The following is a 19,254-nucleotide window of genomic DNA, read 5'->3' on the forward strand; positions in this document are numbered from 1 at the left end:
ATCCAGAGTAGCGAGGCCGGTACGGACTTCCGCGCGCCCCTCCGGGTCCGGCGCGGCTATCCCGCGGCGCGCTGCTGCGGCGGCGGGACCGGGCGGCGGGGCGGGAAGACCTCGGAGGGCTTGGGTGCCGGGCGTCCGGGGGACGGGGCGGGCCGGGCAGGCCGGGCCGGGGCCGCCGGGGCCTTCGGCCGTTCGGGTTCGGCTTCGTCGGCCCGGCCGCCGGGCAGGGCGAGGAGCCGACTGCGGGGCGCGGGGGCCACCGCCGGCACGGCGCGGCCGGCGAGGCGGGCCCGTACCGAGCGCTCCGCGAGCACCTGACAGCGCTCCAGGAGGGCCGCGGCCACCGGTCTGTGGCGCAGGGCGCGCAGCGCGGCAAGGTCGTCGGGACGGGGGTCGTATCCGCCCGCCAGAGCGTCCTGGAGCAGCTCCAGGTAGCCGCTGACGGAGCCGGGGAGGGCGTTGCGGTAGCGGACGAGGTCGGCGAGCAGGAACGTGCGCAGCCGTCCCGCCTCGCCGACCGCCTCGTCCACGGCACCCGCCAGCCGCAGGCAGTCCTGGACGTCCTCGTCGGGCAGGGGCGTGGGGTGAAGGGCGGTGGAGAGGGCGCGTCGGAGCACACGCAGCTCGTCCGCGCTGAACGCCATACCGCCGCGTGATCCGTAAGGCGTGGGCATGACGCGACAATACGTGCTAAATGGACAAAATCCGCTTAACGGGTCGTCGGCGGCGCGGCGGCGCCCCCGATCCGCCGCCGCGCCGTTCCCGCAGGTACGCCCCTTATCAGCTACATCCGGGCGATGTTCCGCTCGTACACCAGGCGCAGACCGATGAGGGTGAGCCAGGGCTCGTGCTCGTCGATGACGGAGGACTCGCCCAACACCATCGGCGCAAGGCCGCCCGTCGCGATGACGGTGACGTCGTCGGGGTCGGCGGCCAGCTCCTTCTTCATCCGTGTGACGACACCGTCGACCTGGCCGGCGAAGCCGTAGATGATGCCCGCCTGCATCGCCTCGACCGTGTTCTTGCCGATCACGCTGCGCGGCCGGGCCAGCTCGATCTTGCGGAGCTGGGCGCCCTTGACGCCGAGCGCTTCGACCGAGATCTCTATGCCCGGCGCGATGACACCGCCGGTGTACTCGCCGCGGGCGGAGACCGCGTCGAAGGTGGTGGCCGTGCCGAAGTCGACGACGATCGCCGGACCGCCGTACAGGTCGACGGCGGCGACCGCGTTGATGATGCGGTCCGCGCCGACCTCCTTCGGGTTGTCCATCAGGATCGGCACCCCGGTCTTGATGCCCGGCTCGACGAGGACCGCGGGGACGTCGCCGTAGTAGCGGCGGGTCACCTCGCGCAGCTCGTGCAGGACGGCCGGGACCGTGGAGCAGATCGCGATGCCCTCGATGCCGTCGCCCAGCTCCATGCCCAGCAGCGGATGCATGCCCATCAGGCCCTGGAGCAGCACCGCGAGCTCGTCCGCGGTACGGCGGGCATCGGTGGAGATCCGCCAGTGCTCGACGATCTCCTCACCGTCGAACAGGCCGAGGACGGTGTGGGTGTTGCCGACGTCGATGGTGAGCAGCATCAGGCGCCGACCCCGTCGGTGTCGCGGAAGTCCAGGCCGATGTCGAGGATCGGCGAGGAGTGGGTGAGCGCGCCGACGGCCAAGTAGTCGACGCCCGCCTCCGCGTAGGCGCGTGCGGTGTCCAGGGAGAGCCGGCCGGAGGACTCCAGGACCGCGCGGCCGCCGACCAGGGCGACCGCCTCGGCGGTCTGCAGCGGGGTGAAGTTGTCCAGCAGGATCAGGTCGGCGCCCGCGTCGAGGACCTCACGGACCTGCTGCAGGGTGTCGACCTCGACCTCGATCGGTACGTCCGGGAACTCGTCCCGTACCCGCTTGAAGGCCTCGGCCACGCCGCCGGCCGCGATCACGTGGTTGTCCTTGACCAGCGCCGCGTCCGACAGCGACATGCGGTGGTTGACGCCGCCGCCGCAGCGCACCGCGTACTTCTCCATGGCGCGCAGGCCCGGGGTGGTCTTGCGGGTGTCGCGGACCTTCGCCTTCGTCCCTTCGAGGACGTCGGCCCAGGCGCGGGTGGCGGTCGCGATGCCGGAGAGCCTGCAGAGCAGGTTGAGCGCGCTGCGCTCGCCGGTGAGCAGGTCGCGGGTGCGAGTGGTGACGGTCAGCAGCTTCTGGCCGGGGACGACGCGGTCGCCGTCCTCGACATGGCGCTCGACCGCGAACTCGTCCGTGCAGACGATGGACAGGACGGCCTCGGCGACGCGCAGACCGGCCACGACGCCCGCCTCACGGGCGGTGAAGTCGCCGGTGGCCACGGCGTCCTCGGCGACGGTCGCGACGGTGGTGACGTCGACACCGCCGTCGAGGTCCTCCTCGATGGCGACGTGCGCGACGTCCTCGACCTGGACCGGGTCCAGGCCCGCGTCGGCCAGGAGCTGGGCGAGGTCGGGGTCGAGGCCGCACTCCAGGGGGTTGATCTGGTAGTACTCGTCCTCACCGCAGCCGCAGCCGTCCCCGCAGCCGCCCTGGGACGGTGCGGGCGCGCCGATCTGGATCAGCGGTACGTCCACGGGTGTGGGGCGCGGATTCTCTTCGGGCGTGCTCACGGTTACGGCTCCTCGGTGAGGTCTACGGGGTGAATCAGGGGTGCTGCTGCTGGGCAGTCTGGTGCCTGCGCCGGGCGTACGGGCCCAAATGCCTCGGTCTCCGTCCGACGGAGGACGAGTTGACGCTCCGGGGTGAGCCGGACGACGAGGTGGCGGCGCCAGTTCTCGTCGTCGCGCTCGGGCCGGTCCTCGCGCCAGTGGCAGCCGCGGGTCTCCTCGCGCCGACGGGCGGCGGCGACCAGGACGCGCGAGACGAGCAGCAGATTGGTGGTCTCCCAGGACTCGACGCCGGGCACCGCGACCTTGGGCTCGGCCTCGCCGGCGGCACTGTCGTGCAGGGCCTCCAGCTCCTCGGTGGCGGTGGCCAGGCTCTCGGCGGAGCGCAGGACTCCGGCGCCCCGGGTCATGATCCGCTGGATCGTGCCGCGCGCCTCGGGGGCGAGCAGCGGCAACGGGGCCGGGAGGGGGAGTCGGCCGGCGGTCGCGGCGCCCGCGCGGGGCCGGTCCTCGACGATGCCCGCCGCGATGCGCTCGGCGAAGACGAGGCCCTCCAGGAGGGAGTTGGACGCCAGCCGGTTCGCGCCGTGCACGCCGGTGCACGCGACCTCGCCGCAGGCGTACAGACCGGGCACGGTCGTACGCCCCCGCAGGTCGGTGCGGATGCCGCCGGAGGCGTAGTGCGCGGCGGGCGCGACGGGGATGGGTTCGGTGATCGGGTCGATGCCGTGGGCGCGGCAGGCCGCCAGGATGGTGGGGAAGCGCTGTTCCCACATCTCGGCGCCGAAGTGACGGGCGTCGAGATACATGTGCTCGGTGCCGTGCAGCTGCATCCGGCGGGTGATGGCCTTGGCGACGATGTCGCGCGGGGCCAGCTCCGCCAGTTCGTGCTGCCCGGTCATGAAGCGCGTACCGGACGCGTCGACGAGATGGGCGCCCTCGCCCCGTACCGCTTCCGACACGAGGGGCTGCTGGCCCTCGGAGCCGGCGCCGAGGAAGAGGACCGTCGGGTGGAACTGGACGAATTCGAGGTCGGAGACCTCCGCGCCGGCCCGCAGCGCCAGGGCCACGCCGTCGCCGGTGGAGACCGCCGGGTTGGTGGTGGCGGAGAAGACCTGGCCCATGCCGCCGGTGGCGAGGACCACGGCGGGGGCGCGGACCGCGCCGACGCCGTCGTGCTGGCCCTCGCCCATGACGTGCAGGGTGACGCCCGCGGTACGGCCCTCGTCGTCGGTGAGGAGGTCGAGGACGAGGGCGTTCTCGACGGTGTGCAGGGCGGCTTCGCGGACCGCCTCGACCAGGGCGCGGGAGATCTCGACGCCGGTCGCGTCACCGCCCGCGTGGGCGATGCGGCGGCGGTGGTGGCCGCCCTCGCGGGTCAGCGCGATGTCGCCGTTGTCCGTGGTGTCGAAGTGGGCGCCGGTCCCGATCAGCCGGCGCACGGCGTCGGGGCCCTCGGTGACCAGGGTCCGTACCGCGGCCTCGTCGCACAGGCCCGCGCCCGCGACCAGGGTGTCGTCCAGGTGCTGCTGGGGCGTGTCGCCCTCGCCGAGGGCCGCGGCGATGCCGCCCTGCGCCCAGCGGGTGGAGCCGTCGTCGAGGCGGGCCTTGGTGACGACGACGGTGGCGAGACCCGCGGCGGCGCAGCGCAACGCGGTGGTGAGACCGGCCACGCCGGATCCGACGACCACGACATCGGCGTCGATGGACCAGCCGGGGGCGGGGGCGGTCAGCCGTATTCCGGTCACGTGGTGGCTCCGAAGGTCAACGGGATGTTGTCGATGAGGCGGGTCTTGCCGACCTTCGCCGCGACGGCGAGGATCGCCTCGCCGGTGGTTCGGTCGTCGGGGATCTCGGTGAAGTCGGCCGGGTCCACGAGTGCCAGGTAGTCCAGGGCGAGCGGCGGCTGTTCGGCGGACGCGTCGTCGAGGATCAGTCGCGCGGCGGCGCGCACCGCGGCGGGTCCGTCCACGGGACGCGCCAGGGCCACCGCCTGGGTGTCGGCGGCCGCCCGGGTCTCGCCGAGCGCGGTGAGCGCGGCGGCCCGGCCGGTGGTCGCCGCGGTGGTCTGCGCGCGGGCGTGCAGCGCCTGCTGGGCGGCGAGCCGGTCCCGCGCCGCGAACAGGGCCCGGGACAGGGCGAGGGCGGTGTGCCGCTCCTCGGCGTCCAGGAAGCGGTTGCGGCTGGAGAGCGCGAGGCCGTCCGGCTCGCGGACCGTCTCCACGCCGACGATCTCCACGGGGAAGTTCAGATCGCGCACCATGCGGCGGATCAGCGCCAGCTGCTGGGCGTCCTTCTGCCCGAAGAACGCGGCATCGGGGCGGGTGAGGTGCAGCATCTTGGCGACGACGGTGAGCATCCCGTCGAAGTGCCCCGGCCGGGACGCGCCTTCGAGCCGCTCGCCCATCGGGCCCGCCGAGATCCGGACCTGCGGTTCGCCGCCGGGGTACACCTCGTCGACGGACGGCGCGAAGACCGCGTCCGCCCCGGCGGCGCCGGCCACGGCGAGATCGGCTTCGAGGGTCCGGGGGTAGCGCTCCAGGTCGGCGGCCTCGCCGAACTGGAGCGGGTTGACGAATACGGTGACGACGACCTGGCCGTTCGGGCCCGCGGCCGCGCGTGCGGTACGGATCAGGGTGGCGTGGCCCTCGTGGAGGGCGCCCATGGTCATGACGACGGCCCGCACCCCCTTGAGCGGCGCGAACCCGGCGAGCTCGGCAGCCGTACGGAGAAGGGTGGCCGCGGGGGCGGAGCCGGGGGCCTGTGACGGGGCGGCGGTGTGGGGCATGCGGGGGGTGTGGGTCATGGCGGGCCTGGGGGGCTGAGCGGGCCGGGGAGGTGGGGTGGGCTTGTGCGGCTGGGCTGTCGGAGGCGTGGTGTCCCGCGTGTGCGGTGCGTCGGGCCCACCGGTCATGTGGGTCATCGGGGCTCCTGTGATCCCGTGCCGCCCGCGTTGTCGGCGCCGTCGGCCAGCACGCCGAGCAGTGCCTCGGCCGGCTCGGGCTTGAGCATGCCGTGGGCGAGCGCGCGGTCGGCCGTGGCGCGGGCCATCGCGAGGTAGCCGGCCACGGCCTGCGGAGCGTGTCGGCGCAGCTCGCGCATGTGCGCGGCGACCGTACCGGCGTCGCCTCGGGCCACCGGGCCGGTCAGGGCGGCGTCGCCGGAGCGCAGGGCGTTGTCGAGGGCGGCGCCGAGAAGGGGGCCGAGCATCCGGTCGGGGGCGGCGACCCCGGCCGTACGCAACAGCTCCATCGACTGGGCGACCAGCGTGACCAGGTGGTTCGCGCCGAGGGCGAGCGCCGCGTGGTAGAGCGGGCGGGACTCCTCCGCGATCCATTCGGGCTCGCCGCCCATCTCGATGACCAGCGCCTCGGCGGCGAGCCGCAGCTCCTCGGGGGCGGTCACGCCGAAGGAGCAGCCGGCCAGCCGCTGGACGTCGACGGAGGTGCCGGTGAACGTCATCACCGGGTGCAGGGCGAGCGGCAGGGCACCGGCCCGCCTGGCCGGGTCGAGCACCTGTGTCCCGTACCGCCCCGACGTGTGGACGAGCAGCTGTCCCGGCCGCACCGCGCCCGTCTCGGCGAGGCCCTCGACCAGGCCGGGCAGGGCGTCGTCCGGAACGGTCAGCAGCACCAGCTCGGCGCGCGCGAGCACCTCGGCGGGCGGCACCAGCGGTACGTCGGGGAGCAGGGTGGCCGCCCGGCGCACCGACGCGTCGGAGACGCCCGACACAGCGACCGGTCGGTGCCCGGCGAGCTGCAGGGACGCGGCGAGAGCGGGGCCGACACGGCCCGCGCCCACGACGCCGACGGTGAGTCGGGCGGGGCGGTCCCTCGCGTCGAGGGGCTCCTTGGGGATTGATGCATTCACGCGGCGGTGGCCTTCCGTTCCAGTCCGCGGGGGGTACCGGACGATTTCTCTGCATGCTACGCCAGCGTTTCGTCCGGGCTCCTGGCTGTCCACAGCCTGTGGGAAAAGTCCCGGCGGGTGCGCGGTCCGGGGTCCCTGTGAGCCCGAAAACCGTGCGGGCTCCGGCTGCGTCCTGCATGATGATCGTCCCATGACAGACATGGCAGACATGGCGAGCACGGAAGAGCAGGCACGACACTCGGCGGGGGGTGCGCAGGAACAGGCGCAGGCGCAGGGGCAGACGCAGGAACAGGAACGGGAACAGCCGCAGGACGACGCGGAGCGGCTGCGCAGGTTCAAGGCCCGGCGGGCGGCCGAGCGGGTCCTGATCAGGCCGCCCATGCACCTCCCGCTCGGTGAACGGCTGGCCGCGCTGGCGGCGGGGGCCTCAGCGGTCACCGATCTCGGCCGTCCTGCGGACATATACGGCGACGGCGTCGTCGCCGAGCTGGAGCGGCGGATCGCGGACCTGCTGGGCATGGAGGCCGCCGCGTTCTTCCCGACCGGGACGATGGCGCAGCAGGTCGCGCTGCGGTGCTGGGCCGGGCGGACCGGAAATTCCACCGTGGCGCTGCATCCCCTGGCCCACCCCGAGGTGCACGAGCGCGGCGCGCTGGGAGCGGTGAGCGGGCTGCGTACCGTCCATCCGACGTCCGAGCCCCGGCCGCCCACGGCACAGGAGATCCGCGACTTCGCCGAGCCGTTCGGCACGCTGATGCTGGAGCTGCCGTTGCGCGAAGCCGGTTTCGTCCTGCCGACGTGGGAGGAGCTGGAGGCCGTGGTGGTGGCCGCCCGGGAACGCGATGCGGTGGTGCATGTCGACGGCGCGCGGCTGTGGGAGTGCGCCCCCCACTTCGGGCGGGAGCTGCCGGAGATCGCGGCGCTCGCGGACAGCGTGTACGTCTCGTTCTACAAGACCCTCGGCGGCATCTCCGGGGCCGCGCTCGCCGGTCCCGAGTCCCTGATCGAGGAGGCCCGCACCTGGCGCCACCGGTACGGCGGGCAGCTCTTCCAGCAGTTCCCGGCGGCGCTCGCCGCGCTGATCGGCCTGGACCAGGAGCTGCCGCTGCTGCCGTCGTACGTGACACAGGCGAAGGTGGTGGCCGGGGCGCTGGCCGAGGGCTTCGCGGCGGCCGGCGCCGGGTGGTTCCGGGTGCATCCGGAACCCCCGCACACGCACCAGTTCCAGGTGTGGCTGCCGTACGGGGCGGACGTCCTGACGGAGGCGGCGGTGCGGCAGGCGGAGGAGACCGGCGTGGTGCTCTTCCAGAACTGGCGCCCCGCGGCCGCCGGACCGCCCGCAGTGGCGTTCACCGAGGTCACGGTGGGCCGGGAAGGGCTGGAGTGGACGGCGGAAGACGTACGGGGGGCGGTGGCGGAGTTCATGAACCGGGTGGAGGCTCAGCTCCGTTCGTCCCACTGACGTCCGTCGGGCCGTGCGGACCGGGTGCGGCGGCGGTAGCGGTCGCAGTGGTCCCGGACGGCCCGCACAGTACGGACCGGTCGTGCCGGCCCGGCGGTGGCGGCGGCGGTTCGCCGTGCCGGGCCGCGCGGTAGCTGTCGATCATGTGCTGTTGAAGGGCGTTCATGGCCTCGGCGTGGGCCGGTCCCGGCCCACGCCGCTCGTCGATTGACGAGCAGCGTCAAGTGGCGCGTGGCCTTCCATGCTCACCCCGCACTATGGAGGGGTTGTGAGCTGCTGTCGGTTTGCTGAGCTGAAGTGAGTTGTAGTGAGCAGGAGTGGGTCCTGTCGGCGGCTTCATGGGGTGGGAACGGGAGTTCTGGGGCCGAATGGGTGACCTTGGCGGCTGGTGCTCGTTGAACTGGGTAGCAGGTGTCCGGTCTCGTGGGGGGTGTTGTGGTGGGTGGTGTACGGGAGCTGGCCGCGCCCTTCGTGGCGTGACGGAACCCGCCCACCCGCAACGGACCACGCCCCCGGAGGCGTGCCGCCGAACGGGACGCGAAAGCGGGGACCGAGTGCATCCAACACCGTTCGGGATGCGCCCAGTACACATCAGTGGGTCCAGGACTCACTCATGCACACTGGCTAGGAACGGTGAGCGTGCACATCGACATCGTGGGGCCGGCGCCCGAGAGCATCGTCTTCGAGACCTCTCCCCTTGCCGAGCTGGGACTGGCCCTGCATGCCCTCTCCGAGCCCGGACACCACCCGGGCTGCACGGCCGGGCGACGGCGCCCGACGTGCTCGGGGTCGCAGACCACGCTGCCGGGCAGTCGCCGGTTCAGCTCGTACGCCGTGTGCGTCTTGCCGCCGCCGAACGGCCCGTTGATCCAGAGCAGCGCGCCCACGGTTCAGCCCATCCCGCCGGCACCGCCGCCCGCCCTGACCAGCCCCGTCTCGTACGCGAGGACGACGACCTGCACCCGGTCGCGCAGGCTCAGCTTGGTGAGGATGCGGCCCACGTGCGTCTTCACAGTCGCCTCGGAAAGCACCAGGCGTGCCGCGATCTCGCCGTTCGACAGCCCCTGCGCGACCAGCAGCATCACTTCGCGTTCACGTTCGGTGAGCCTGGCGATGCCCTTGTGCTGCGGTTCGCCGGTGCCGCTCGGCAGCATCGGTGAGAAGCGGTCGAGGAGCCGACGGGTGGTGGACGGGGCGACGACGGCGTCGCCGCTGTGCACGGAGCGGATGGCGGCGAGCAGTTCGGCGGGCGGCACGTCCTTGAGCATGAAGCCGCTGGCCCCGGCCTTCAGCCCGGAGAAGGCGTACTCGTCGAGGTCGAACGTGGTCAGGATGAGCACCTTGGGCGCATCCGGCTGCGCGCAGATCCGCCGGGTGGCCTCGACACCGTCCAGCCTCGGCATCCGGACGTCCATCAGCACCACGTCGACGGCGGTGGCGCGCAGGATCCCGATCGCCTCCGCGCCGTCGCCGGCCTCGGCCACGACCTCCATGTCCGGCTGGGCGGCGAGCACCATCCGGAAGCCGGTGCGCAGCAGCACCTGGTCGTCGACGAGCATCACGCGGATCGCCATGAGGGGTCCTGTCTCCTGTCTGTCCTGCGCCTGTTTACGGCGTTTGTCTGTCGCGCCTGTACTGCGTTTCTGTCCTACGCCTGTACTGCGCCTGTACTGCGTCTCCGTACCGCGCCCGTTCCGGGCCCGGAAAATGCCGGAGGTCTAGTGGGCCGCCTTGAGCGGCAACAAGGCGCTGATCCGGAACCCGCCGCCGGGCCGTGGCCCGGCGTCCAGCGTGCCGCCGACCATGCCGACCCGTTCGCGCATGCCGATCATTCCGTGGCCCGCGCCGTCGGCGCCGCCGTCCACGTACAGCTCGTGCGCCGCGCCCCGCCCGTCGTCCTCGACCAGCAGCCCGAGCCCGTCGTCGAAGTAGACCAGCCGCACACTGGCCCCGGCGTCCGGACCGCCGTGCTTGCGGGTGTTGGTCAGGGCCTCCTGCACGATGCGGTACGCGGTCAGCTCGACCCCGCTGGGCAGCGGCCGCGGGGTGCCCTCGATCTTGAAGTCGACGGCCAGCCCCGTCTTCCTGACCTGCTCGACGAGGTCCTCGATCTGCTCGACGTCCGGCTGCGGGACGTACTCCCCGCTCTCCTGCGCGTCCCCGGTCCGCAGCACCCCGAGCAGCCGCCGCATCTCCGCGAGGGCCTGCCTGCCGGTGCTGGAGATGGTCTCCAGGGCCTGCCGGGCCTGGTCGGGGGCCGCGTCCATGACATACGCCGCGCCGTCGGCCTGCACCACCATCACCGAGACGTTGTGCGCGACGACGTCGTGGAGTTCGCGGGCGATACGGGCCCGCTCGGCGGCCACCGCGACCTTCGACTGCGCCTCGCGCTCCCTCTCCAGCCGGGCCGCGCGCTCCTCCAGCTGGCTGAAGTAGGCGCGCCGGGTCCGCATCGAGTCACCGAGCACCCAGGCGAGCACGAACGGCACCGTCATCACGATGACGACGAAGACCTGCTGGGGCCAGCTGGTGTGCGGTACGTCCTGCGGCCAACGCATCTGGGAGAGGCCGGCCGCGCACAGGGCGCAGACCAGCGCGAGCCGGGACGCCCAGCGCTCCCCGAGGGTGGCCACGGTGAAGACGATCACCAGCATCGCGAAGTTCGCCACGCCCGGTCCGACCCCGAACACCAGCTGCGCGACACCCATCACGATAGTGAGCAGCAGCATCTTCTCCGGCGCACGCCGGCGCAACGCGACGACGGTGCAGAGCCCGATGCTGATCAGCAGGGCAGCGAACCGCCCACCCGCGCGATCCACAGGCGCCACCATGGACAGGCCGGAGAGCCCGAGGAGGCAGACAGCCCAGAAGCTGTCGACGCCCGTCGGGTGTCTGCGGATGAAGTCGTAGAGGCGCTGCACGTAACCCAGCGTAGGGACAGGCGACAGGTGCACGGGTCAGCCGGAGGGCCGATCCGGCTCCAGGGACCGTACTCCCCAAGGTGGAGACTTGGAAACGTGACGGATGAGTGGCGTGGGTGGCAGGAGGCGGCAGAGACCGCTTTGTACGGAGACGGGGGGTTCTACCGGAGCCCGGAAGGGCCGGCGGGCCACTTCCGTACCTCCGTCCACGCGTCCCCGCTGTTCGCCTCGGCCGTCGCCCGGCTGCTGGTCAGGACGGCGCAGGAGCTCGGCACCGACTCGGTCGACCTGGTGGACCTGGGGGCGGGGCGGGGCGAACTGCTGACGGGGGTGCTGGCGGCCCTGTCGGCCGTGGGCGCCGACGGTCTGGCCGTACGGGCGTACGCCGTGGAGCTCGCCGCCCGCCCCGCCGGTCTGGACCCCCGGATCGAGTGGTGCGCCGAGCCGCCGCCGGGGACGCGCGGTCTGCTGTTCGCCAACGAGTGGCTGGACAACGTCCCGACCGAGGTCGCCGAGACCGACGCGGACGGCGTCGACCGGTATGTCCTCGTCCGGACGGCGGACGGTGCGGAACGGCTGGGCGGGCCGGTGTCCGGGGCCGACGCCGCGTGGCTGCGCCGCTGGTGGCCGTCGGCCGGACCGGGCAGCCGGGCCGAGATCGGCCGCCCGCGCGACGAGGCCTGGGCGCGGGCGGTGTCCACGCTGGCCGAGGGGCTCGCGGTGGCGGTGGACTACGCCCACGTACGGGAGGCGCGGCCCCCCTTCGGCACGCTGACCGGCTTCCGGTCCGGCCGCGAGGTGCGACCGGTGCCGGACTGCAGCTGCGATCTCACCTCGCACGTGGCCCTGGACGCGTGCGCGGCGGCGGCCGGGGGCGGGACGGTGCTCCCCCAGCGCGAGGCGCTGCACGGCCTGGGCATCAGCGGCGGGCGTCCACCCCTGGCCCTGGCCTCGACCGATCCGGCCGGCTACGTACGGGCCCTCGCCTCGGCGGGCGAGGCGGCGGAGCTGACGGCCCGGGGCGGCCTGGGCGACTTCGGCTGGCTGATGCACCGAAGGCCGGTCGGCCTTTAGGCCCGGGGTCCGGGGCCCCGCCCCGGACGGTCAGGGAATACTGGCCGTATGACGGAGACGACAGTCGGCATCGGCGGCGCAGCGGAGAGCACCGACATGGTGCTCAACATCGGCCCCCAGCACCCCTCCACCCACGGCGTGCTCCGTCTGCGCATCGTCCTCGACGGCGAACGCATCCAGCACGCCGAACCGGTCATCGGCTACATGCACCGCGGCGCGGAGAAGCTGTTCGAGGCCCGCGACTACCGGCAGATCGTGATGCTCGCCAACCGCCACGACTGGCTGTCGGCGTTCTCCAACGAGCTGGGCGTCGTGATGGCCGTCGAGCGCATGCTCGGCATGGAGGTCCCGGAGCGCGCGGTCTGGACGCGGACCCTGCTCGCCGAGCTGAACCGGGTCCTGAACCATCTGATGTTCCTCGGCTCGTACCCGCTCGAACTCGGCGGGATCACCCCGGTGTTCTACGCCTTCCGCGAGCGCGAGGAGCTCCAGGCCGTGATGGAGGAGGTCTCCGGCGGCCGGATGCACTACATGTTCAACCGGGTCGGTGGCCTGAAGGAGGACCTCCCCGCGGGCTGGCTCGGCCGCGCCCGGGACGCCGTCGCCTCGGTCCGGTCCCGGATGGACGTGTACGACGACCTGGTGCTCGGCAACGAGATCTTCCGGGGCCGCACCCGTGGCGTGGGTGTGCTGTCCGCCGAGACCGTGCACGCGTACGGGGTGTCCGGGCCGATCGCCCGCGCCTCGGGCGTCGACTTCGATCTGCGGCGCGACGAGCCGTACCTCGCGTACGGGGAACTCCAGGACACCCTCGAGGTCGTCACCCGCGCCGAGGGCGACTGCCTGGCCCGCTTCGAATGCCTGCTGGAGCAGACGCACAACGCCCTGGATCTGGCGGACGCCTGCCTGGACCGGATGGCCGGCCTGGCGCCCGGTCCGATCAACCAGCGGCTGCCCAAGGTGCTGAAGGCCCCCGAGGGCCACACCTACGCCTGGACCGAGAACCCGCTCGGCATCAACGGCTACTACCTGGTGTCCAAGGGCGAGAAGACTCCGTACCGGCTGAAGCTCCGCTCCGCTTCGTACAACAACATCCAGGCGCTCACCGAGCTGCTGCCGGGCACGCTGGTCGCCGACATGGTGGCGATCCTGGGCTCGCTCTTCTTCGTCGTCGGCGACATCGACAAGTAGGCCGGACCGGACCGGCCCCGGGCGCGCGGCGCCTACGAGATTGCGCTGCGCAGCCCCACCACGTCCAACTGCCCGGTCTCGTCGTGCGCGGTCAGGTCGATGACCTTGCCGACGACCCGGTTCCTGGTCTCGTCCGTGCGGTGCGCGGCCAGTGCCTCCTCGCCCACCACGTCCGCGAGGTCCTCGTTCTGCACGGACTCGATCGCGGCGCGCGCCTTCTGCGTACCGAAGAAGTCGAAGCTGCCCTGCGGCACCGGATGGCGGCGGGGCGCCGCGTGCGGAGCGACCGGGCTGGCGGCCGGCATGGCACGCGCCGCGGGCAGCGCGGCGGACGGCCGGGGTGCCGGAAGGTCGGTCGTCGGACGGAGGTGCTGCGCCCCGGAGGCGTCCGGAGCCGCCGCGTGCTTCCCCTGCCGCTCCTCCGCCTCCCGGGCCCGCTCCGCGAGATCCCGCTTTCTGGCCTGCTCGGCGGTACGGCGCGCCTCCTGGAGGGCCCCGTTGCGCGAGAGGTCCTCCAGCGCCTGGGCGGCGCGCAGATACGCGGCCGGTGTCGGTGTGCTGCGCGCCGCGGGCAGTTCCCGCGGAGCCGCGGCTTCGAGCGCGAGTTGCCTGCGGCCCTCCAGCGCGCTGGCCCGCTCGGTCTCGGCGTTGGCGTACCGCCGCAGCAGCGCGGCGTGCTCCCCGCGCAGGTTGGCGAGCTCCACGCGCTTGCGGCGCAGCTTCGTCTCCAGCCGGGCACGCAGCTCCCGCGACTCCTCGAGGTCGGCCTCCAGCTCGGCCATGCGCTCCTCGGCCCGCCATTCGTCACCGGCTCGGGCGCGCGTCAGCTCCGCGATACGGCGGCCCGCGTCCCGGTCCCAGCTGCGCATCAGATACGCGCCGGTCACGGCCGCGGCCGCCGCGGCGGCCACCAGACCGCGCAGGATCAGGGGCTCGGCGAGCAGCCAGGCGCCCCCGGCACAGAGAACCGACACTGCGACAACAGCCGAGGGCGGAAGGATTCTGTGCAGAGGTGGCGAATGGCGATGACGTCCACGTGGCATGGCCTGAAATTTACCGTGTGTAGGTGGCACTTGGGGAGCCGCCGGCCAATCTGTTCCCACCCGGTTACCTGACGGTCCCCAATCCCCGATCTCTAGTTCTTGATGAGGCCCTTCGAGCGCAGATAGTCCTTGGCCGCGTCGGCGGGCTTTGCGCGCTCGGCGTCCACCTTGCGGTTCAGTTCCGCGAGATCCTCGGTGGTGAGGGCCTTGGTGAGCTTGCCGAGTGCGTCGGCAATGTCCTGGGAACCCGCGTCCTTGGCATTGACGACCGGCAGAACGTTGTCCGCGTTCTGGAGCTTCTTGTCGTCCTCCAGGAGCACCAGGCCGTAGCTGTCGAGCACCGCGTCCGTGGTGGTGGTGAGGACCAGCTGGTCCTTGCCGTCCTTGACGGCCTGCTTGGACTGCGGCGTACCGACTCCCTTGGGGTCGATACCGGTGACATTGATGCCGTACGTCTCCTTCAGGCCAGGCGCGCAGAACGGCCGCACCTCGCACTCGTCACCTGCCGCGATCTTCACTTCGGCCTTCGACCTGCCGAGATCCGAAAGGGTCTCGAGCTTGTTCTTCGCGGCGAATTCCTTGGTCACCGCGAAGGCGTTCTGGTCGACGGCTCCGCCGACCGGGAGGACCTTCAGTCCGCGCGGAGTGGCGAGCTTCTCCAGCGCCGCGACCGTGGCGGCCGCGTCACCGGAGGCGACCGGCTTCTTCTCGGCCGCCTTCGCCCCGTTCACCTTGGCATTGAGGAATTCGGCGATCGTCGCGGCGTATTCGGGGACGACATCGATCTCGCCCTTCTCCAAGGACGGTTCGTACAGTTCCCGGTTGGCCACCGTGGTGACCGAGGTGCTGTATCCGGCTTCGCCCAGGATCTGCGCGTACAGCTCCGCGAGGACCTTGGACTCGGTGAAGGACGCCGCGCCGACGACGAGCGAACCCTTCTTGCCGGAGCCGGAGCCGCCGCCGGAGGACGCCGAGCCCGCCTTGTCCTTCTCCAGGCTGTCGCCGCCGCAGGCGGCGAGCGAGCCGGCCAGCGCGACCATGCCGATGGCCGCGCCCGCTATTCGCGAGGTCTTGCTCATGAGGTGTTCTCCGTCCACAGCAACAGGGCTATTTGAGATGAGATCCAGGGATCGGGGGATCGGGGGGCGTCATGCCGTCCTGCGGCGGCGCAGCGGTGACAGCAGCCGGTCCAGACCCACCAGCACCGCCTCCACCAGCAGGGCGAGTACGGCGACCAGCAACGCCCCCGCGACCACCTGCGGCGTGTTGTACGTGTTGAATCCGGCGGTGATGATCCGGCCGAGGCCGCCCTGGCCGACCATCGCGGCGATCGTCGCCGTGGCGACCACCTGGACCGCGGCCGAACGCAACCCGGTCATGATCATCGGGTAGGCCAGCGGCAGCTCGACCCGTACGAAGAGCTGGCCGCCGGACATTCCCATGCCCCGCGCCGCCTCGGCCACCGACCGGTCGACCTCCGTCATCCCGACGTAGGCGTTGGTGAGCAGCGGCGGTACGGCGAACAGCACCAGCGCGGTGATCGTCGGAACGTATCCGGCATTGCGCAGCGGCGAGACCATGAAGAGTGCCAGCACCGCGAAGACCGGGACCGCCCGCCCCACGTTGGAGATGTTGACGGCAAGCGCGCCCCCCTTCCCGATGTGCCCGAGGTACAGAGCGACCGGCAGTGCGACCGCGCAGGCCAGGGCGAGCGCGACGCCGCTGACGTACAGATGCTCGGCGAGCCGGTGGGCCGCCCCGCTCTCCCCCGTCCAATTGGCGCCGGTCGTGAGCCAGGTCCAGGCCTCGCCGAGAACTCCCATCGTTCAGACCGCCTTTGCCGTGGCATCCGCGACCGCGGTCTCGGCCGCGTGCGTGATGCGTATTCGGGTCCAGGGCGTCAACAACCGCTGGAGGCCCAGCAGCAGCAGATCGGCAACGACCGCGAGCAGTACGCACAGGACCGAGGCGGTGAGCACCTGGGCCTTGAAGAAGCTCGGCAGGGCGTCCCCTATGAGGTTGCCCAGGCCGCCCCTGCCGATGATCGATCCGACCGTCGTCAGCGCGATCGTCGAGACCGTGGCGATCCGCACACCGGCCATCAACGCGGGCATGGCAAGGGGGAGTTCGACCTCCCACAGCAACCGGACCGACCCGTAGCCCATCCCCTTCGCGGCTTCCTTCGCCTCCTGCGGAACCGCTTCGAGGCCCGCCAGGATGTTCCGTACGAGAATGGTCAGCGAATACAGCACCAGGCCGGTGACGACCAGCGCCGCGGAGAGCCCGAACAGCGGCAGCAGCAACGAGAACATCGCGAGGGACGGCACGGTGTACAGCACCGTCGTCAGCCCCAGCACCGGTCCGGCGAAGCGGCGGCTGCGGCGGGCGAGCAGCGCCAGCGGAAAGGCCACCGCGAGCCCGATCAGCACCGAGACCACGGTGATCCAGATGTGCTGGACCGTCGCATCGGTCAACTCCTGGCTGCGGGAACGGAGATACTCCCCGCAGATCCAGTCGTTCGTGACCACGCAGTTCTGTGCAGCGGTCATCCGCCCCCCACCTCCCGATTACCGCTCGTACCGAAGTGCCGAAGCACCGGCGTACCGAAGTACCGATGTCCGGCGACCCTATCCCCGACCACTGACAATCGCCGAGGCCGTTGTATTCCAGCAACATGTCCTTCACAGAACACGCGCGACAATGGGGAACCATGATCCGTTTCGAGCACGTCACCAAGCGGTACGCGGACGGCACCACCGCCGTCGACGACCTTTCCTTCGAGGTCGCCGAGGGTGAACTGGTCACGCTCGTCGGGCCGTCGGGCTGCGGCAAGACAACCACCATGAAGATGGTGAACCGGCTGATCGAACCGACCGGGGGCCGGATATTCCTCGACGGGGACGACATATCCGCCATCGACCCCGTCCAACTGCGCCGCCGCATCGGCTATGTGATCCAGCAGGTGGGCCTCTTCCCGCACCGTACGGTCCTGGAAAACACCGCGACCGTTCCCCATCTCCTCGGCTGGAAACGGGGAAAGGGCCGCGAGCGCGCGGCAGAACTCCTCGACCTGGTCGGACTCGACCCTTCCGTTTATGGCGACCGCTATCCGGAACAGCTCTCCGGCGGTCAGCGCCAACGCGTGGGCGTGGCAAGGGCGCTGGCCGCCGACCCGCCCGTACTGCTGATGGACGAGCCTTTCGGCGCGGTCGACCCCGTCGTACGGGAACGACTCCAGAACGAATTCCTGAATCTCCAGGAACAGGTCCGCAAAACCGTGTTGTTCGTCACGCACGACATCGAGGAAGCGGTCCGGCTCGGAGACCGTATCGCCGTCTACGGACAGGGCTCGATCGAGCAGTTCGACTCCCCGGCGACCGTGCTCGGCGCACCCGCCACCCCCTATGTGGCGGACTTCGTGGGCGCCGACCGCGGCCTCAAACGCCTCTCCGTGACCCCCATCGAGGAGGGCGATCTCGACCAGCCGCCGGTCGTCCACCTCGACGACTCCCTGGCGAGGGCGACCGAACGGCTGCGGGCCGAAGGCGCGCGCTGGGCCGTCGTACTGGACGGCGAGGACAATCTGCACGGCTGGATCCCGGCCGACGGCTCCGCCGCCACCACCGCGACCAAGGACACGGTGCGCGCCCACGCCCGCAGGATGGAGGCGTGGCTGCCCGTCGGCGCCCCGCTCAAACAGGCGTTCGCCACCATGCTCCAGCACGACGCCGGCTGGATCGCCGTCATCGACAAGGACAGCACCGGCCGCTTCCTCGGCGTACTCACCCCGGCCCGGCTCCATGAGGCCCTGCGCCGCTCGATCGACGCGGACGCGCAGGACGTCCCGCGGGCCGAGGTGGCCGTCGAAACGGTGGAGAGCATCGCCAAGACCGCCTCGCGCTGAGCCGCGGGCCGGGGAATGGCGAGCCCGCCCCCGGCTCAGTTCTCGCTCAGCCGGCTGCTCATCCAGTCCAGCGCCGAAGGAATCTCCCGCCGCCAGGTGTTGAAGTTGTGCCCGCCGCTGTCGAGCACGATCGACGATGCCTGGGCGGGCGGCTTCACCTTGCTGAGGAACCGCATCGTGGAGTGGTAGTTCCCCTCGCCGTGCCTGGAGGTCGTGACCAGGAACGACGAGTCGGGCTGCGGCAGGTTGTCCAGGCTCCACATCAGATCGGCGCGGTCACGCGCGCCCTGGTCGCCGTGGAAGAGGTCGCCGGTCGTCGGGTCCTCGGCCGCCTTGTAGTACGCGGAGAGCCCGGCGCTCGCGGCGAACCGGTCCGGGTAGTGGAGGCCGATCTTCAGCGCACAGTAGCCGCCGGTCGAATTGCCCATGATGCCCCAGTTGCGGGGCTGCTTTCCGACCCGGTACGCATTCGAGACCACCCGCGGCAGATCCTCGGCGAAGAACGTCTCGGTCTGCGGCCCGCCCTTCACGTTCACGCACTCGGTGTCCCGCGGCGGCGCCACCGTCGGCCGCAACATCACCAGGATCATCGGCTGCGACCGGCCGGCCTCCACCCGGTCGTGTGCCGTCCGCGGATAATCGAGGCCCTTCAGAAGGTTCTCCGCGACACCCGGGTAGCCGGTGAGGACCACCACCGCGGGGAACTTCCGGCGGGCGAACGCCGGCTGGAAGTACTCCGGCGGCAGATACACGTACGCCGAACTCTCGATCTTCGACTTCCGCCCCGAGATCACGACCTTGTCGATCCGGCCGCTCACCGCGGGCTGCGAACTGCCCAGCCCGTCCGGCCGCTGCACCCCGACCCGGACGATGTTCTTGGCCGCCAGCGTTCCGGCCGCGTGGTCCGTGACCACGCCCAGATCCTGCTTCTGCCCGAACAGATCGGCCCAGGAACCGTAGAAGAGGAAGGAGTTGTTGGCCACCAGCCCGACGGTGACGAAGAGCGTCACCTGAGTCGCCAGCAGCAGGCCGACCCTGCCGAACACCGCGGACACGCTGCGCCGGGCCAGTCGCGGCCAGAGCCAGACCGTGGCACCGAAGAACACCATGGCCAGCACGATGGCCAGCGCCAAGAACGTCTTGCTGGTAAGACCCATGGAGGTGAGC

At 71.7% G+C, this 19,254-nt stretch carries 17 protein-coding genes and 2 pseudogenes; 5 read left to right on the plus strand and 14 right to left on the minus strand.

Annotation, left to right across the window (positions count from 1 at the left end; translation table 11 throughout):
- Positions 1 to 56 precede the first annotated feature (56 nt).
- From OH735_RS16370 to OH735_RS16395, 6 genes are all read right to left on the minus strand, one after another.
- Complete coding sequence (locus OH735_RS16370) at positions 57 to 644, minus strand: hypothetical protein (protein WP_406386589.1); 588 nt, start codon at positions 642 to 644, stop codon at positions 57 to 59.
- 140 nt (positions 645 to 784) lie between these two features.
- Positions 785 to 1,582, minus strand: coding sequence for a type III pantothenate kinase (locus OH735_RS16375; RefSeq protein ID WP_389994719.1), 798 nt, complete (start codon positions 1,580 to 1,582; stop codon positions 785 to 787).
- The gene (nadC, locus tag OH735_RS16380; protein ID WP_406382278.1) at positions 1,582 to 2,625 is read right to left on the minus strand and encodes a carboxylating nicotinate-nucleotide diphosphorylase; all 1,044 of its coding nucleotides are present in this window, start codon (positions 2,623 to 2,625) and stop codon (positions 1,582 to 1,584) included. The genes OH735_RS16375 and nadC overlap by 1 nt, the downstream gene beginning before the upstream one ends.
- Before the next feature lie 2 nt (positions 2,626 to 2,627).
- Positions 2,628 to 4,370: an L-aspartate oxidase gene (locus tag OH735_RS16385; protein WP_406382279.1), complete on the minus strand. Its 1,743-nt coding sequence runs from the start codon at positions 4,368 to 4,370 to the stop codon at positions 2,628 to 2,630.
- Positions 4,367 to 5,410, minus strand: a complete 1,044-nt coding sequence (gene panC, locus OH735_RS16390) for a pantoate--beta-alanine ligase (RefSeq protein ID WP_406382280.1) — start codon at positions 5,408 to 5,410, stop codon at positions 4,367 to 4,369. The genes OH735_RS16385 and panC overlap by 4 nt, the downstream gene beginning before the upstream one ends.
- A gap of 131 nt (positions 5,411 to 5,541) precedes the next feature.
- A complete protein-coding gene (locus OH735_RS16395; RefSeq protein WP_406382281.1) occupies positions 5,542 to 6,492 on the minus strand; it encodes a Rossmann-like and DUF2520 domain-containing protein in 951 nt (316 codons plus the stop codon).
- A gap of 190 nt (positions 6,493 to 6,682) precedes the next feature.
- Between OH735_RS16395 and OH735_RS16400 the strand changes: the two genes are divergently transcribed.
- Positions 6,683 to 7,954 carry a threonine aldolase family protein gene (locus tag OH735_RS16400; protein WP_406382282.1) on the plus strand — a complete coding sequence of 424 codons (1,272 nt, stop codon included), beginning with the start codon at positions 6,683 to 6,685 and terminating at the stop codon, positions 7,952 to 7,954.
- Positions 7,955 to 8,593: 639 nt separating this feature from the next.
- Positions 8,594 to 8,727, plus strand: a pseudogene (locus OH735_RS16405) (DUF5937 family protein); the annotation flags it as partial.
- On the opposite strand, the pseudogene OH735_RS16410 reads toward OH735_RS16405, so the two are convergent.
- The 3 genes and pseudogenes from OH735_RS16410 to OH735_RS16420 all read right to left on the minus strand — a co-directional run.
- Positions 8,728 to 8,832, minus strand: a pseudogene (locus tag OH735_RS16410) (ATP-binding protein); the annotation flags it as partial.
- 12 nt (positions 8,833 to 8,844) lie between these two features.
- A complete protein-coding gene (locus tag OH735_RS16415) occupies positions 8,845 to 9,528 on the minus strand; it encodes a response regulator (protein ID WP_406382283.1) in 684 nt (227 codons plus the stop codon).
- Positions 9,529 to 9,672: 144 nt separating this feature from the next.
- Positions 9,673 to 10,875, minus strand: coding sequence for a sensor histidine kinase (locus OH735_RS16420; protein ID WP_406382284.1), 1,203 nt, complete (start codon positions 10,873 to 10,875; stop codon positions 9,673 to 9,675).
- 96 nt (positions 10,876 to 10,971) lie between these two features.
- On the opposite strand from OH735_RS16420, the gene OH735_RS16425 reads away from it, so the two are divergent.
- Positions 10,972 to 11,949, plus strand: coding sequence for an SAM-dependent methyltransferase (locus tag OH735_RS16425; RefSeq protein WP_406382285.1), 978 nt, complete (start codon positions 10,972 to 10,974; stop codon positions 11,947 to 11,949).
- 48 nt (positions 11,950 to 11,997) lie between these two features.
- The gene (locus OH735_RS16430) at positions 11,998 to 13,140 is read left to right on the plus strand and encodes an NADH-quinone oxidoreductase subunit D (RefSeq protein WP_406382286.1); all 1,143 of its coding nucleotides are present in this window, start codon (positions 11,998 to 12,000) and stop codon (positions 13,138 to 13,140) included.
- A gap of 32 nt (positions 13,141 to 13,172) precedes the next feature.
- Here OH735_RS16430 and OH735_RS16435 read toward each other — a convergent pair whose 3' ends face one another.
- From OH735_RS16435 to OH735_RS16450, 4 genes are all read right to left on the minus strand, one after another.
- Positions 13,173 to 14,183, minus strand: a complete 1,011-nt coding sequence (locus OH735_RS16435) for a hypothetical protein (protein ID WP_406382287.1) — start codon at positions 14,181 to 14,183, stop codon at positions 13,173 to 13,175.
- Positions 14,184 to 14,275: 92 nt separating this feature from the next.
- Entirely contained in the window at positions 14,276 to 15,262 is a 987-nt protein-coding gene (locus OH735_RS16440; protein ID WP_406382288.1) for an ABC transporter substrate-binding protein, read from the minus strand.
- Positions 15,263 to 15,331: 69 nt separating this feature from the next.
- Positions 15,332 to 16,006, minus strand: coding sequence for an ABC transporter permease (locus tag OH735_RS16445; RefSeq protein WP_406382289.1), 675 nt, complete (start codon positions 16,004 to 16,006; stop codon positions 15,332 to 15,334).
- A 3-nt stretch (positions 16,007 to 16,009) separates the two neighbouring features.
- The gene (locus OH735_RS16450) at positions 16,010 to 16,732 is read right to left on the minus strand and encodes an ABC transporter permease (RefSeq protein ID WP_406382290.1); all 723 of its coding nucleotides are present in this window, start codon (positions 16,730 to 16,732) and stop codon (positions 16,010 to 16,012) included.
- Between the two features lie 161 nt (positions 16,733 to 16,893).
- Here OH735_RS16450 and OH735_RS16455 point away from each other — a divergent pair, with 161 nt between their 5' ends.
- Positions 16,894 to 18,087, plus strand: a complete 1,194-nt coding sequence (locus OH735_RS16455) for an ABC transporter ATP-binding protein (RefSeq protein ID WP_406382291.1) — start codon at positions 16,894 to 16,896, stop codon at positions 18,085 to 18,087.
- 35 nt (positions 18,088 to 18,122) lie between these two features.
- On the opposite strand, the gene OH735_RS16460 is transcribed toward OH735_RS16455, so the two are convergent.
- Complete coding sequence (locus tag OH735_RS16460; protein WP_406382292.1) at positions 18,123 to 19,244, minus strand: alpha/beta hydrolase; 1,122 nt, start codon at positions 19,242 to 19,244, stop codon at positions 18,123 to 18,125.
- Between the last annotated feature and the right edge of the window lie 10 nt (positions 19,245 to 19,254).

This window comes from Streptomyces sp. NBC_01618, from assembly GCF_045209435.1.
Classification (GTDB): domain Bacteria; phylum Actinomycetota; class Actinomycetes; order Streptomycetales; family Streptomycetaceae; genus Streptomyces.

Bases quoted from the DNA above. Each gene is read 5' to 3' on its own strand.
- OH735_RS16430 (WP_406382286.1), top strand. From the start codon at position 11,998: ATGACGGAGACGACAGTCGGCATCGGCGGCGCAGCGGAGAGCACCGAC.
- OH735_RS16435 (WP_406382287.1), bottom strand. From the start codon at position 14,183: ATGCCACGTGGACGTCATCGCCATTCGCCACCTCTGCACAGAATCCTT.
- OH735_RS16440 (WP_406382288.1), bottom strand. From the start codon at position 15,262: ATGAGCAAGACCTCGCGAATAGCGGGCGCGGCCATCGGCATGGTCGCG.
- OH735_RS16415 (WP_406382283.1), bottom strand. From the start codon at position 9,528: ATGGCGATCCGCGTGATGCTCGTCGACGACCAGGTGCTGCTGCGCACC.
- OH735_RS16460 (WP_406382292.1), bottom strand. From the start codon at position 19,244: ATGGGTCTTACCAGCAAGACGTTCTTGGCGCTGGCCATCGTGCTGGCC.
- OH735_RS16400 (WP_406382282.1), top strand. From the start codon at position 6,683: ATGACAGACATGGCAGACATGGCGAGCACGGAAGAGCAGGCACGACAC.
- OH735_RS16445 (WP_406382289.1), bottom strand. From the start codon at position 16,006: ATGGGAGTTCTCGGCGAGGCCTGGACCTGGCTCACGACCGGCGCCAAT.
- OH735_RS16455 (WP_406382291.1), top strand. From the start codon at position 16,894: ATGATCCGTTTCGAGCACGTCACCAAGCGGTACGCGGACGGCACCACC.
- OH735_RS16375 (WP_389994719.1), bottom strand. From the start codon at position 1,582: ATGCTGCTCACCATCGACGTCGGCAACACCCACACCGTCCTCGGCCTG.
- OH735_RS16450 (WP_406382290.1), bottom strand. From the start codon at position 16,732: ATGACCGCTGCACAGAACTGCGTGGTCACGAACGACTGGATCTGCGGG.
- OH735_RS16370 (WP_406386589.1), bottom strand. From the start codon at position 644: ATGGCGTTCAGCGCGGACGAGCTGCGTGTGCTCCGACGCGCCCTCTCC.
- panC (WP_406382280.1), bottom strand. From the start codon at position 5,410: ATGCCCCACACCGCCGCCCCGTCACAGGCCCCCGGCTCCGCCCCCGCG.